Source organism: Chroococcidiopsis sp. CCALA 051, assembly GCF_003015105.1.
Taxonomy (GTDB): domain Bacteria; phylum Cyanobacteriota; class Cyanobacteriia; order Cyanobacteriales; family Chroococcidiopsidaceae; genus Chroococcidiopsis; species Chroococcidiopsis thermalis.
In genome coordinates this window covers 13,551-28,902 of sequence record NZ_PYCI01000039.1, presented here as the reverse complement: position 1 = coordinate 28,902, position 15,352 = coordinate 13,551, and the positions used below count along the sequence as shown (strand labels likewise).

At 45.7% G+C, this 15,352-nt stretch carries 8 protein-coding genes and 3 pseudogenes; 5 read left to right on the top strand and 6 right to left on the bottom strand.

What is annotated here, in order from left to right; genetic code table 11:
- Positions 1 to 7 precede the first annotated feature (7 nt).
- The 3 genes from C7Y66_RS11915 to C7Y66_RS11905 all read left to right on the top strand — a co-directional run bounded on the left by C7Y66_RS11915 (position 8) and on the right by C7Y66_RS11905 (position 5,303).
- Complete coding sequence (locus tag C7Y66_RS11915; RefSeq protein ID WP_106545739.1) at positions 8 to 3,319, top strand: type I restriction endonuclease subunit R; 3,312 nt, start codon at positions 8 to 10, stop codon at positions 3,317 to 3,319.
- A gap of 254 nt (positions 3,320 to 3,573) precedes the next feature.
- Positions 3,574 to 4,836 (top strand): RNA-guided endonuclease TnpB family protein, encoded by a 1,263-nt coding sequence (locus tag C7Y66_RS11910; RefSeq protein ID WP_106545738.1) that lies wholly within the window; start codon positions 3,574 to 3,576, stop codon positions 4,834 to 4,836.
- A gap of 251 nt (positions 4,837 to 5,087) precedes the next feature.
- Complete coding sequence (locus tag C7Y66_RS11905) at positions 5,088 to 5,303, top strand: hypothetical protein (RefSeq protein WP_106545737.1); 216 nt, start codon at positions 5,088 to 5,090, stop codon at positions 5,301 to 5,303.
- Between the two features lie 410 nt (positions 5,304 to 5,713).
- Here C7Y66_RS11905 and C7Y66_RS11900 read toward each other — a convergent pair whose 3' ends face one another.
- The 4 genes and pseudogenes from C7Y66_RS11900 to C7Y66_RS11885 all read right to left on the bottom strand — a co-directional run bounded on the left by C7Y66_RS11900 (position 5,714) and on the right by C7Y66_RS11885 (position 11,201).
- Complete coding sequence (locus C7Y66_RS11900; protein WP_106545736.1) at positions 5,714 to 6,991, bottom strand: methylglyoxal synthase; 1,278 nt, start codon at positions 6,989 to 6,991, stop codon at positions 5,714 to 5,716.
- A gap of 203 nt (positions 6,992 to 7,194) precedes the next feature.
- Positions 7,195 to 7,744, bottom strand: a pseudogene (locus C7Y66_RS33405) (DUF3124 domain-containing protein).
- A gap of 131 nt (positions 7,745 to 7,875) precedes the next feature.
- A complete protein-coding gene (locus tag C7Y66_RS11890) occupies positions 7,876 to 8,412 on the bottom strand; it encodes a hypothetical protein (protein WP_106545735.1) in 537 nt (178 codons plus the stop codon).
- A gap of 81 nt (positions 8,413 to 8,493) precedes the next feature.
- Positions 8,494 to 11,201 (bottom strand): annotated as a pseudogene (locus C7Y66_RS11885) (HAD-IC family P-type ATPase).
- Positions 11,202 to 11,329: 128 nt separating this feature from the next.
- Between C7Y66_RS11885 and C7Y66_RS33400 the strand changes: the two are divergent.
- Both C7Y66_RS33400 and C7Y66_RS11875 read left to right on the top strand, forming a co-directional pair.
- Positions 11,330 to 11,555: pseudogene (locus tag C7Y66_RS33400) on the top strand (efflux RND transporter permease subunit); the annotation flags it as partial.
- Between the two features lie 1,275 nt (positions 11,556 to 12,830).
- Positions 12,831 to 13,538 (top strand): general stress protein, encoded by a 708-nt coding sequence (locus C7Y66_RS11875; RefSeq protein ID WP_106545734.1) that lies wholly within the window; start codon positions 12,831 to 12,833, stop codon positions 13,536 to 13,538.
- Positions 13,539 to 13,668: 130 nt separating this feature from the next.
- On the opposite strand, the gene C7Y66_RS31800 is transcribed toward C7Y66_RS11875, so the two are convergent.
- Positions 13,669 to 14,154, bottom strand: coding sequence for a mechanosensitive ion channel family protein (locus C7Y66_RS31800; RefSeq protein ID WP_199197393.1), 486 nt, complete (start codon positions 14,152 to 14,154; stop codon positions 13,669 to 13,671).
- Entirely contained in the window at positions 14,102 to 15,346 is a 1,245-nt protein-coding gene (locus C7Y66_RS31795) for a mechanosensitive ion channel domain-containing protein (protein WP_199197392.1), read from the bottom strand. The genes C7Y66_RS31800 and C7Y66_RS31795 overlap by 53 nt, the downstream gene beginning before the upstream one ends.
- Between the last annotated feature and the right edge of the window lie 6 nt (positions 15,347 to 15,352).

Below are 15,352 nucleotides of genomic sequence, written 5' to 3'. Positions count from 1 at the left end.
AAATGATATGAAATATATGAAAGAATCCGATGTCGAAGTTGCTGTCCTTGCATGGTTTAAGGAGTTAGAATACACTACCCTTCACGGACGAGAAATTGCCCCAGAACAACCCAATGCCGAACGACAATCCTTCGCTGATATCGTACTAGAAGATCGCCTGCGATCGCAACTAACACAAATCAATCCCAAAATCCCCTTTGATGCGATCGAAGCAGCACTGCGTAAAGTTGTCAATATCGGATTAGAATCGCCCAGCCGATTTGAAAATAACCGCCGCTTTCACAAACTACTATCTGATGGAATCGATGTCGAGTACCAAGCACAAGGACGGGTAATTTACGATAAAGTTTGGCTAATTGACTTTGACAATATCGAGAATAACGACTGGCTAGTAGTCAATCAATTTACTATTATTGAAAACAACCGCGATCGCCGTCCCGATGTTGTCATCTTTATCAACGGTCTACCCTTAGCAGTTATTGAACTGAAAAACCCAGCGGAAGAAAACGCCACGATCAAAGGGGCATTTAACCAACTCCAAACTTATAAACAAGATATCCCCAGCCTGTTTCCCTACAACGAAGTTTTAGTTATATCTGACGGACTCACCGCTAGAGTTGGTACGCTTACCGCTGACTGGGAACGATTCATGCCTTGGCGGACGATCGCCGGAAATGAAATCGCTACCAAAAATACCCCAGAACTAGAAGTTTTAATCAAAGGCATCTTTGCCAAAGAACGCTTTTTAGACTTACTGCGACACTTCATCGTGTTTGAAGTAGACGGTGACAGCATTATTAAAAAGATGGCTGGCTATCATCAATTCCACGCCGTCAATACTGCGATCGCCCGTACCGTAGAGGCAGCTTCACCCCAAGGCGATCGGCGCGTCGGTGTCGTGTGGCACACTCAAGGCAGCGGCAAGAGTTTAACAATGGCATTTTATGCCGGAAAGATGATTCAACATCCAGCAATGGCAAACCCTACTCTAGTGATTCTCACCGATCGCAACGACTTAGACGATCAGCTATTCAGCACCTTTGCCGCTTGCGCCGATCTGTTGCGTCAGAATCCCGTCCAGGCAGAAAATCGAGAACACTTGCAAGAACTGCTGAGTGTCGCATCGGGGGGTGTTGTTTTCACGACGATTCAGAAATTCAGCACCGAAAACGAAACGTATCCCCAACTAAGCGATCGCCGCAACATCGTTTTTATTGCCGATGAAGCCCATCGTTCGCAATACGGGTTAAAAGCTAGGGTAGTCGTCAAACCTGCCAAGCAGAAAGACAAAGGAGAGATCTACCCCCTAAAACCTCAAACTTCCTTATTAGCGGCTGAAGCATCCAATACTTATCAAGTTGAAGACACTTCTTGTGGGGCAGGCATCCTGCCTGCACAGAACATCACAAAGACAAGCAAGATGCCTATCCCATACTCAGAAAAAATGGGGACAGGCAAGTTGCCTATCCCACAACAAGAAGATGACATAGCTTATACCTCATACGGTTTTGCCAAATACCTGCGCGATGCTCTACCAAATGCCTCATTTATTGGTTTTACTGGCACTCCGATCGAATCTACGGATAAAAACACCCCTGCCGTCTTTGGCGACTATATCGATATTTACGATATCCAACGCGCCGTAGAAGATGGGGCAACCGTCCGCATTTACTACGAAGGACGACTCGCCAAACTGGAACTAGAGGAATCAGAAAAACCCACAATCGACACCCAATTTGAGGAAATCACAGAAGGCGAGGAACTGACAGCAAAAGAGAAGTTAAAAAGCAGGTGGGCGCGACTAGAAGCCTTAGTAGGGGCAGAAAAACGCCTTGCCCTTATTGCCAAAGACCTTGTAGAGCATTTCGAGCGCCGCCAAGAAATTATGGACGGTAAGGCGATGATCGTTTGTATGAGCCGCCGCATTTGCGTAGACTTGTACAACGCGATCGTCCAATTGCGCCCCGATTGGCATCACGCCGACGACGATAAGGGAGCAATTAAAGTCGTGATGACTGGCTCCGCTGCCGATGGTGCAGCATGGCAACAGCATATCCGCAATAAACCCAAACGAAAAGAACTTGCCAAACGATTTAAAGACCCAAACGACCCATTTAAGCTCGTCATTGTGCGGGATATGTGGCTGACGGGTTTTGATGCCCCTTGCCTGCATACGATGTATGTAGACAAGCCGATGCAGGGACACGGATTAATGCAGGCGATCGCCAGAGTCAACCGCGTCTTCAAAGATAAACCTGGTGGTCTAGTCGTCGATTATTTGGGCATTGCCGACCAACTCAAACAAGCATTAGCAGCCTATACTGAAGGCGATCGCGGACAGACGGGCATTCCTCAAGAGGCAGCGATCGCCATCATGCAAGAGAAATACGAAATCGTTACCAATCTGTTTCACGGTTTTGATTATTCCCGATTCTTCAACGGTACGCCAGCCGAGCGTTTGTCCGTCATGCCAGCGGCAATGAATCACATCCTAGAGCAATCAGACGGACAACAGCGGTTTGTGAAAGCCGTCGCCGATCTAGCGAAAGCTTTTGCCCTTGTAGTTCCCCATGAATCAGCCCTAGCAATTCGAGACGAAGTGGGATTCTTTCAAGCCCTCAAAGCAGCATTTGCCAAACACACTGTTGTCGGGGGCAAGAGTCAGGAAGATATAGATACGGCAATTCGGCAGATTGTCTCTAAAGCTGTCGTCTCCGATGAGGTTGTAGATATCTTCGCCGCTGCTGGGTTGAAAAACCCCGACATTTCCATTTTGTCTGACGAGTTTTTAGAGGAAGTACGCGGCATTCCCCACCGTAACCTTGCCCTTGAGCTACTGAAAAAACTCCTTAACGATGAAATTAAAACCCGTTCGCGCAAAAACCTAGTCCAGTCCCGCTCCTTTTCCCAAATGCTCGAACAAACAATCCGGCGTTACCAAAACCGCTCGATTGAAGCAGCCCAAGTGATTGCAGAACTGATCGACCTTGCCAAAGATATCCGCGCCGCCCAAAAACGCGGGGAGGATTTGGGTCTAACCGAGGACGAACTAGCCTTCTACGATGCCCTAGAGGTCAATGATAGCGCCGTACAGTTACTAGGGGATGAGACACTACAGGCGATCGCCCGCGAATTAGTCCAAACTATCCGTCGCAATGTCACGCTCGATTGGACAGTCAGAGAGAATGTCCGCGCCAAGCTCAGGACTTCAGTAAAACGACTCTTGCGTAAATACGACTATCCCCCAGACAAGCAAGAAAAGGCAACAATCACAGTGCTGCAACAGGCGGAATTATTATGCAAAGACTGGGTGACATAAAGTGAAGTGAATCAATATACTTTTATCTTTTTTCTTTAGTGTTAAATTATTTGTTTTTCTACTTTCATCACAAACTTTTAAGAAGACAACCCGACAATCTTCTACAAATCTTAGCTTATCGAGAACCGCCTTATATCCCTGCCCTAAAAGGTTCAGGGATATAAGGCGGGCAAAAAGGAGGGGTTCGATACCCCTCTTTTTTGCTGATATATCTATAACTTTACACGGAAAAGTATTTGATGTAAAATGCTCTCATGCTAAACATGACATGGGAATTCAAGATAGAACCAACTCCAGAACAGGTCGATACCATCGAACGAATATTCGATGTGTGTCGTCAGGTCTGGAATTTTGCTTTGCGGGAACGCAAAGATTGGCTGAATTCCCGCAAGTCACCCGTTAATGCCTGTTCGATAGAGCAGGAGTATATTCTTAGAGCCGACGAACCGTATCCTGGCTACCACACTCAAGCTAAGCGACTAACTTTAGCCAAAGAGCAATACCATAAGCTTAAAGACGTGCATTCACAAGTCCTACAACAAGTCTTGAGAATGCTGGATCGAGCATTTGAGGATATGAGGGCGAAGAAGTTAGGCTTTCCTCGCTTCAAAAATAAATACCGTCTGTCTTCATTTGTGTTTCCTCAATTGGGTAAAAACCCCCTTCAAGGAGATGTACTTAAACTGCCTCAACTGGGTCGAGTTAGTTTACGCTTGTCTCGCCCAATTCCAGAAGGTTTTGAAATACGCCAAGCTAGGATCGTGCGACGGGCATCGGGCTACTTTGTCATGTTGGCATTGCAGTTAGATGTATCAGTACCAGATACTCCTATGTCTGGTCATCCGCGAGGACTGGATTTAGGTTTTGAGAAATTCGTAGCTACAAGCGATAACGAACAAATAAATAGACCCCGTTTTTTGCAAACACTACACCGCGAGTTGAAATTACTGCAACGTAGATTAAAGCATAAGAAACTCGGTTCTAACAACAGACACAAACTCAATCGTAAAATAGCGAGAATTCATCAACGAATTACTGATACACGAAAAGACTGGCAGTTTAAGTTGGCTAACCATTTGTGTGATGACGCAGGGATGATATTTGTTGAAGATATTGACTTCCGTTCTTGGGCGAGAGGAATGTTTTCAAAACATAGTGCCGACGCTGGTTTTGGTCAATTCGTTAACATCCTGCAATGGGTCTGCTTTAAGCAAGGTGTATTCTTTGCTAAAGTAGACAAAAACTACACATCTCAGCAGTGTCCTGAGTGCGGAGCGCATACAGGCAAGAAGGAATTGAATGAACGCATTCATTCCTGTCCGGTGTGTTTCTACACTACTCCGCGTGATGTGGCGGCAGCACAAGTAATTAGAAATCGCGGATTGGAATTAACTTCCGGTTCTGGGTCAGGGCATGACCTGGAAGTAAAACAAACCGTCTGTGGACTGGATGCGGCGGGGACTAGCGGCAACGTTAGTCTAGCTAGCACGGGACGAAGCAGAAAACTCAAGAAGTGATTCTTGGGAATTCCTGTACCTTTTAGGTCAGGGAGGATGTCAAAAGTAGAACTATAGCGAGTCTAAGCAAATCGCGAAAATCCCATTCATCTGACTGTGATGCAATAACTGCTGGGATTGATGGTGCAGGCGGTGCAGCCCGATCGGAAAGAACTTAGCCAAAAGCAGGAGAAAATTGAGCGGTTAGGCGCACTAGAAGGGTTACGAAAATACGCTAGAGAACATGTGTTGTTAGTAGGGCGACAGCACAAATGCAAGATTTTGTTAGCAGATCGCTCCCAGGGCAAGGAAAACAGTTGTTGCAGCAATTGGGCGATCGCCTGCGGGAATTTGGGCAGACTCCGCTACTGCTGGAAATGCTTTGTAATGTGTTTAAAGAAACGGGTCGAGTGCCTTCTCATCAATCAGGGAGTAGTTTACACAACTTACCGCCACTACGGATGTTACTCATCATGGTAACTTGGTAGGACACAAAACCCCTCAGTTGGTATTGTGGCTGTGCGCTCATGGCATCATGCCCTCGCTTGTGGTAGCTGGTTGAATATGGCGCTCATCAATTCGACGGATTCTTAAGCGCCGAGCTTTAGAAGGACATCATCCGCAAACCGCCGCTCAAATCATTGAGTGGTTGGAAGCAACTGCGCCTGGATGGAATCAACATCCAACACCGTTTGTCTGAGCAGGGCTACGAGCACAACGTCGAGATAGAGCGCGTCAGAGACTTCACTCTCTTGGTGGTTCTGGTGCTTGTACACATCGTCCTCTTCGGCGGACTACTCATCTCCAAAATAATGGCAACACTCATGCCAAACGACCCACTAGTGTTAAGCAGCAATTGGCAAAAAAGCGATCGCTACGAGCCTGATGAAAGTCCTGCTCAAGAAGCTGAGAAAGATTTTGGAACTAATACCGTTAGACCGCTAGGAATACACTCCACCTCGACTGGGGTTGTGCCAACTATTTCACCATCTACTACAACTTTCTGAGGCGGATTTGCAGTCACTTTTAAGCGATGCGTCCGACCGTGAATTACATTCTGTTGATTCACCTGAGTCTTCGCGATCGCCGCTCCCAACATCTTAAGCATAGTCGTGACCGCGTGCAGCTTATTTTGGGCTGTTACAATCGTTACATCTAAAAGCCCATCATCCCATATGACTTGTCCTGCTCCTTGTGCCAGGACAGAAGTGGGCGGTGCAGCATTGGCGATCGTAATCGCACCCGCTTGAAATTGATAGATGTTTCCCTCAGCCTCGATATCAATGTCGAAAAGTTGCTGCTCATCTATTGTTTGCCAACCTGCCATGAGATAAGCAAGCGTACCCCACCGATCTTTCAACTCGCGACTCGCGTTTTCAACCACGGCGGCTTCGTAGCCGATGCCCGCCAATAAAATCAGAGGAAATCCATTACAACAGGCAGCATCTATAGTTTGAGATTGTTCTGCAAGGATAACTTCACAAGCATTGCGAATTGGCAGCAATCCAGGAATTCCTAAAGCAACCGCGAAAGCGTTGGCAGTTCCTCTGGGAATAATGCCCAACGAAATCCCCGTACCGATTAAGGCTCCAGCAACAGTAGAAACGGTTCCATCCCCACCTGCTGCAATGACTATATCGGCACCAGAAGATATAGCAGTTTTCACTAGTTCTTCTGGGTTAACCTCTGGCGTGGTTTGGTGAATCCTTAAACTTAGATGAGGCTCAAGTAGTTGCCGAATCAACGACAGGTCTTGCTGGGCATTCCTCTGACCAGCAACTGGATTGAAGATTAGGTGGGCGACCCGTGTTTTTGCTAAGCGAGTGGCTAGAGCGGATGCTGTGGCTAGATTAGTCGCCAAAGCAACATTGTGAACATTACAAATATGCAACAGGGTGTCAAGCTTGGGTTCCGTTTGAGCAGCAAGCGGATCGACTAAAAAAATTACAGCAAGAACATTGCCACTAGCAACCTCAGCCGCAATCTGAATGACTCCACCAAGAGAACCTGTTAATTTCTGCTCCACAGGCAGTCCAGTTGCGGCTTGAATCACATCTGCTGTTTTAGCTGTTGCAATCAGGTGGTAGCGCGACAAGGTTGGCGCATAGTCAAAAGCAAAGCGAACGATATCATCTTTGCGGCTGTCATGAGCAATTAGGGCGATAGTGCTGGGCATAGTCAGGAGTCCAAACGTAGAGCGGGAAATTTTTCTCTAACTGACATTGAGCAGGTACTTTTAAGCTTATGTATTTCTTAGTTACTAAAATATTTGCAATTGTCTGGTTGCTGTTGCCATCTCGCGTCTGCGATCGAAGAATTGTTAGCTTAATAACGATAGAAAATGATTAGTAGCACTTTGGAACCCAGATCGAAGAGTTTCTAGGGGCGATCGATGTGACTTTTAATCACCTTACCAGGACTAACCCAGGAAATTCCTTGATGATAACCACTACCAATCAAAATTGCCTCAACTATAGGTGAGGAAACTTCTGTTTGAGCTACCCACTCCACAATGAAGTTAGCTCCTATACCTCCAAAGCGTGTCAGTACTATCGATAACAAAATTTGTAGAAGCCAGGGCTGCAAGTTGAGTCGGGTGCTCTAGATATTGTCTTACCAATTTACCAGATGAATCGTTATAGCGCACAGAAGTAACGACAATTGACTGTGTTAAATCGGTATTACGAATACTCAGAGTAGCTGTTAGATTGTAAGTCTGTTTGCAATCGCCATGATAGATGTATGAGTAAATCGGGACATAAATAGTTTGTCCCATGACTACCTTGAAATTTTTATCCTTAGTTACTACCTTTACCGATGGATTTACCCGATCTCGGTCGGCAACTGACTGCGATGGGTTCTCCTGTGAGGTGCAGGACGTAAGTACAATTGCAGCGACTGCGGCGTAAGAGAGTAAATATAATTTCACGCTCATTAATCATTACAACCATTGATAAATCATGGTATGGCGGCAGGATTAGAGATTTACAGCAATGACGATCGAGGTATTAAGTATAGTTTGACTAGATAATTTGACAATTTTTCAGAAATAGTACGGCTTCAAACTGTGGGAGGAGCAAAAATCTGCCACTCCTGAATACCCCAACGGCTCAAAATCTTTTCAGCCTGATGAATCTCGGACTCTGCGCCTTCTAGTATCACCAAATAATCTCCTTGAGATACTCGGTCGTTATATAACTTGGCTTGTTTTTCAGGAATATACCAACCTTCTAGTGCGCCAATCAGACCACCAATTCCAGCAACGGCTCCACTCCCTAAAAGTACGGTTAAAACCGACCCAGCTACCAGTGGTAAACCGATTCCTGGAATCAGCAATGCGGCTATCCCTCCTGCTAAAGCAAGTAAACCTCCCGTTGCAGCACCTTTGGCTGCACCCGATGCTACACCTTCAGACCGAGTCAGTGTAAGTTCACTTAGGTTTTCGCTGCTAAGTTTCTCATCGTTGGTAAAGTCTTTGGTAAGCACGGAAAGTTTATTCATTGGAAACCCAGTATCTTTGAGTTCCTTGAGTGCCTGTTCTGCTGTAGTACGATTGGAAAATACACCAATTGCATGTTTGTTTTGAGTGTCAGCCATTTTGCTCCTGAAGAATTAACAATGGATAATTGAGACCATCGATCTCAACTTTACAAAAATGAGACGATACTTTGAATTGAGTCATCTTACAGGGTCAAAGCGTTCTAGTAAAAGCACGATGATAATTATCGGTAAGCTTACTCCTATGCTAATTGCTTCTTGAGCAACAGTGAGTGGAACAGTTTGAAATAACTGATTCATTAGGCTCCACTGACTAAATAACGTCTGCAAAATTACGATACAGATAATCCCAATTGCGGGTGCGTAGGCAATGGACTCAGTTTTGCCACGCAGCTTAGCAAACACTGAAGGGATGAACTGGCTAATGCTTAAGAGGTAGAAAGTTTCTGCGGCAATTAAAGTATCAACGACCATTGTGCGGGCTAAATCTATATTGTCGGTCGTTTGTCGTATCCATATAAATGTACCAAAGACCGCAATTAAGTTAAACAGAGAAATAATGATGATGCGTCTTGCCAATCTAGCAGTTAATAAAGGTTCGTTGGGATTACGTGGAGGCAACTGCATCACATCCCCAGATTTAGGTTCAAAGGCAAGCGGTGCGGTCAGGGTAATCGAACTAACCATATTGACCCAAAGAATTTGCAGCGGGAGAATGGGCAGGACAGTACCGAGCAGCACACCCACTAATATAATCAGAGCTTCTCCACCGTTTGTGGGTAACGTGAAACCGATCGCTTTGAGTAGATTTTGGTAGACCGTCCTCCCCTCCTCAACCGCAGTTGCGATCGAAGCAAAGTTATCATCGGTCAAGATCATAGATGCAGCTTCTTTGGCGACTTCAGTTCCCGTGATGCCCATCGCAATTCCCAGCTGGGCTTGTTTGAGAGCGGGGGCATCATTCACCCCGTCTCCCGTCATTGCCACAATCTCTTCCTTGGATTGCAATGCTTTTACTAGCCGCAATTTCTGTTCTGGGGCAACCCGCGCAAACACAACTCCTGATTCTGCCGCTTCTACAAGCTCTGGCTCGTTCATCCGACCTAGTTCTTGTCCTGTAAAGCATACAACCTCTGCGCCTTGGCTCAACTTCATCATGCGAGCGATCGCAGTTGCGGTTAGGGGATGGTCGCCCGTAATCATCTTGACCTGAATTCCCGCCGCTCGACAGGCGCGAACAGCTGAGATCGCGGCTCTTCGAGGCGGATCGATCATCCCCTGTAGCCCTAGGAGAATTAGACCGCGATCGAGATCGGAATGTAAGAGCGATTGCTGGTCAGCAGGCACAGATTTTTTAGCAAATGCCAGGATGCGTAATCCCTGTTTTGCGACTGCTTCGGCTCTACGCTCGATTCGGTCACGGTCTAAAGGCTCTAGCTGTCCTTGAGCATTGACTAGTCGCTCGCACCGCTTGAAGATCGCCTCCATCGAGCCTTTCACATAGATCGTGTTGCCTGAGGGGGTTTGATGCAACGTCGCCATATACTGAAACTGCGACTCAAAAGGAATGACAGCTAGACGGGGCATTTGGGCTTCTGCAACAGCCTTAGTCAGTCCAGCTTTTTGGGCAACGACAATCAATGCGCCTTCGGTAGGATCGCCGATAATTGCGTACTGCCCGTCTTGCGCCTGCAAGTGAGAATCATTACACAACAGCCCAGCCCGTAAACATTCTTCCAGTACAGGGGTATTTGCCAGGTTTACGGGTTGGTCGTCGAGTAAAATTTCACCATCTGGGTCGTAACCCGTCCCAGTAACCGAATAGCGTTGATTTCCAGCATAGATGCCCTGAACTGTCATTTGGTTTTCAGTCAAGGTGCCAGTTTTATCAGAACAAATCACGGTCGTGCTGCCTAGTGTTTCGACTGCCGCAAGTTTCCGCATGATGGCATGGCGACGCGCTAAGCGGGTAACACCAATCGCTAGGGTAATTGTGACGATCGCGGGTAAACCTTCAGGAATTGCAGCGACCGCAAAGGCAACCGCTGCGAGTGCCGCATCCACCCAGGATTGAGTTCGAGATAGCCCGACCACGAAGACCAGTACAGCCAGTCCCAGGACAACATAAAGCAGCTTTTTGCTGAACTTGTTAATCTTGCGTACGATCGGTGTTTGGGTATCGGTACTCTGCTCCATCATTTGAGAGATCCGACCCGTTTCTGTGTCGTTGGCGATCGCCACAACTATACCTTGCCCTTGTCCAGAAGCAACTAGACTACCCGCGTATGCCATGTTCGAGCGCTCTGCTAGTGCTGTTTCTGAGTCGAGCGACTGGGTATCTTTCTCAACGGGAATGGATTCTCCTGTTAATCCCGATTCATCGACGGTCAAATTGCTGACATTTACCAAACGCAAATCGGCAGGCACTTTATCTCCAGCAGCTAGCCAAACTAAATCTCCTGGCACTACTTGGGGGGAGGGAACGCGCATTGTTTGACCCTCCCGCAGCACTGTTGCTTCGGTGTTAACGGACGCAGCTAAGGCAGCGAGAGCCTTTTCAGCTTTTGATTCCTGCACAAAGCCAATAATTGCGTTGATAATTGTGACCGCAAAAATGACTCCAGAATCTACCCACTCTCGCAGAAAAGCAGTCACCACGCCAGCAAAATGTAGAGTAGCGGCTGATGAAATTGCAGCAGAAACCGCATCCAAGCACTTTTTTTTGGCTTCCCGACCAGTTGATTTGGACCGAAGCGGGTATGTCGCCCTTCTGCTTGAGCCAAGGTTAAGCCAGTTTCAAGATTGCTCTCTAAACGCTCTTGCACTTCCGGTATGGCAAGAGAAAACCATTGGAGTTGGGGCAAATTCTTCGTCGTTGTTGCTGTCATGCTGGCTGCTCCAAGATAATTGCACCTGTAGCTAGCTCTCGGCGTTTTAGCCAAGCGTGCCCTAATTAGCCATAATTAAAAGATTATTTTGTTAAGCTAATATCCTGAACCCACCTTTTGAGGGACATCTTCTTCCGTTGATAATTGCCACGGGTGCAGGAGCAGGTAGCCGACAGTCTCTTGATACGGCAGTTTTTGGCGGAATGTTTAGTTGCGACTTTCTTAAGTCTATTTTTTGTACCAGTGCTGTACATTATTGTGAATAGCTTGAGCGATCGCTTGAAGAGTCGCAAATCTCAGCCGTCAAAGCAGGTTCAATCTGATGCTAAAACTCCAACCGAAAGCTGCCGTTGAGAAGGCAGGAGGCGCGAAGCAATATGCGCGAGAGTTGGTGAATTGTAAATTGTGAATGGGTAACTGCTTCCTCAATAAAAACAGATTTTCATGACAAAAATCGTCGGCGGCGTGGATTGTAATCAGCGCAGTCGTTTGCCTTTTTTGTTAATACAATAGTTGGGTGTACTGCACACTTTAAATAAAGATTGTTAGAAAAAAATCGACACTTTCTACAAGGAGTCTGAGAAAACCTGGTAATCTTGATAATATTTTCTAGATCTTCCCGTGTAGCCGCCCCTGATTTAGACAACAAGATAAAACAGATAACGCAACTCAAAATTACAATACTTAAAGAGAGGTTAAGAACTAGAGGTTTAGTTTCAATATTATCTGTTTTGACTTGTTATGGCTTTACTTCACTAACAACTATCGACGTGAAGTTAGTTTCCGTTGTTACTAATTTCTGATGTCGCAATATATCTTCTGAATACATTAATTTTGCTCCAGTCTTCAATTACCGCGAACGTACCTATTAGTGGTTAGCATCTGTAATTTGTTTCAGGGAATAATTAGGGTAGGCAATTTCAACTAAATTTAATTTAACTGATAGTTGAAATGTTATTAAATTTTTTCATCCCTAAGATAGAATTAAACTCAACCAATAATATTGCCTGCACTTTCGATTCAAGTTCGAGTATTTTACTGTAAAACAAATAACAGCTAACCCTAACCGAATGAAAGATTCAATGGAGAGCACGACTTAAGTGAAAAAGAAAACCAGCCGAAGTATCCGCTGATTCGCTCCGACGCTATACTTTATCATATTAATCTATTCAAAAATCTGACAGCATATAGTTAAATTTTTGTTATGTTTTACTTGCTATAAAAAGTAGATCTGAAGTATTGCTTAGTATATCCCTCCCTTTTGGTAGAGCCAAACTAAATCTATAGACTGATGTAGACCTTGGCTCTAGCAAAGAAACTGGTGGTAACGCGATCGAGTGCTAGTCCTGCAAGCAAAGAACTACCATCTAGTCTCAGTAGTTCCAGAACCTAAAGCCCAGACTAGTTGAAAACGGATAGTATTAACCAAAAGACTGCGAATAAAGATGGATTGAGAGAGTGGCTTTAAACATTAGCTACTCGTATTGACAAAATTTTGAAAATGAAAAACTTGCTAATTTAGCATCTGTTTTCAGCATCAGAAAAAGCTAAAGATATTACTCAAAAGTAGGAGGTCTATCCGAGTGTGGCGATCGCGCTCATGTATTCATCTAAGTATTAGGAGGAAAAATGGCAACTGGGCAATATAAACGAGCAGTTGGTGTATTTCGCAGTCGTGCAGAAGCTGAAAATGCACTGAACTCATTAAGAGATTCAGGTTTTTCGATGGAGCGAATATCCTTATTAGCAAAAGACGCAGATCGCAACGAGGAAATTGCAGGCGTTGACGTGCAAGACCGCAATGAAATGAAAGATCGCGGTGGTAATGAAGCTCAAGAAGGCGCTGGCATTGGTGCTGTAGCTGGTACTGCTTTAGGCGGTATTGGTGGCTTACTAGTGGGTCTGGAAGCTTTAATCATTCCAGGGGTGGGTCCATTTCTAGCAGCTGGTACTGTAGCGACTACCTTAGCTGGTGCTGGGATTGGTGCAGCAGCAGGTGCGATTGTTGGCACACTAACTGGTTTAGGAATTCCCGAAGAAGATGCTAAAGCTTACGACAAGCGAGTATCGCAGGGTGACTACCTGGTGATGATAGAAGGTACGCCCTCAGAGATCGATCGCGCTGGTTCGATATTAGGAAATCGTGGTGTCGAAGAGTGGAAAGTATACGATCTGTCTGACAGCGATCGCGCTAATGTTAATACATCACCTGCACCGATGAATCGGCAAACAGCATCATATAGAGACGAGACGGTGAGCGATCGCAGAACCATAGATATCGACAAAGACGCTCGCCCTGAAGTTGAAATTGTTGATAAGCGAGAAGAAAATCGCTGATTGGTGTTCTAAAACCCAAGCACTCGCGGTGTGGCTGAAAAACCACACTGCGTTTTCTCAGGAATAGGTTCACAGCTTGACTTTGATGATTGCTTGCCTGACTCTACCCCTTTTTTAGATAATTTTAGATCTACCGATCGTCGTTAAGTTGAATAACTTTAATTTTTGGTACGGTAGCTAACCCAATTTCCGCTGACTGCAATGATTCTTTGATTGCCTGTGCTGCCTCAGAAGTCATTGCTATAAATGGTAGCCGTTGAGAATTTACCCAAAATCGCACTTCAATATTAACCTCACTCGGACCCAATTCGCGTACTAGAGTTATAGGCTTTGGCTCTGGTTCGACTCCTACAACTTTCAAAACAGTATCATTCAGAATTTTTTTGACAGTGTTAATATCTGTGTCATAAGTAATGCCAACTGACACGGAAGTGCGGCGCTTGCCGGAGACAGTATTATTAGTAATGACAGCACTAAAAACTTCTTGATTGGGAATATAAACAACACGTCCATCGTAAGTGATAAGGGTTGTTGCTCGCAGTTCAATTTGTCTGACTGTTCCTTCAAACTCTTTGATAACAATTCGATCGCAAGCGCCGAAATGGACGAGAAGCAAGCAAAATAATTCCAGAAAAGTAATTACTCAAAACGTCCCGCAAGCTAAATCTAATTACTACACTCGTCAAACCTAATGTTCCCAATAAAGTAGTAAAGTCTAGTCCCAAGACTCCTAAAGCAAAAATGCTACCTACTACCCACACGCCACCATATACAACGCGACTTACCAAGATTTTAGAGTTATTATCCCCTTGCCACTGGCGTGTTCCTACCAAGGTGAGGCGACGCAAACTCCTTGCTATCAACCAAGTTGCCAAGAGTGCTAACAGCGCTCCTATAAAGGAAGGTAGGTTACTAATAGTGTCTCGTTGCAAGGAGCGCAATGTAATCCAAAGTCGTTGCCCGACATCAATGACAAACGGTGGCTGCTCAAACGCAGAGTTTAATTCATCTGCCCACTGCCTAGCTAGAGTTTCCACCGTCGTGTTAAAGTCTTGAGCATCCTGTTGGGTAACAGTCATCAAAACTCGGTTGTTGAACTTGAGAATGGCTATGCCTCTTTGTGGATCGGGTTCGACGGTGACTGCTCCCCCAACTTCGGACTGTGCTAGAACGCTAGCAATTCGCCGATTCACAATCTGAGCGCGATCGCTGGCGCTCAAATTTAACAAGCTACCAACCTGAAACACGGGCTGTCCTCTTACAAGAATATCGGCAAAGTACACCCCATCAGATGGAATCTCCTTAGAGTTAATTCTTTGAGGAGAAGCAGTTGTGGTTTGAGGTGTAGCAGGTGTAGGGGAAACCTCCTGAGTTAGCCCGATGCGAGCAACTACGATCGTTAAACTCGCTATCAAGATTACACTTGGGAATTGACGAAAGCGAAATCTCAAGTGTTTTTTTGCTATCCAATTAGGCATAGTTTCGGTAAGGCACCCACGACAAATACGATTGTAGAGATGATTGCGCCAGTCCCGATCGTGACAATAAGCGTTTGAAAATTCAACACCAACATTAGCACAAATAGAGCGATCGCGCCTGGTATTAGAGGCGGTCGATATGACTCCTTGCAGAGACTCAGCCACCTCTAAATAACGGGAGCGGATAAATAGCGCGATCGCGAGGGGAATCAGCATCAAAATCACCAGCGACCTCGCGATCGGCAGAGCGTTGACGGATACCCCTGGCAGCAGCCACGGTAATACGATGGGGACATACACAATCGTCGTTCCCATCAATAGCACCATCATCCCCAA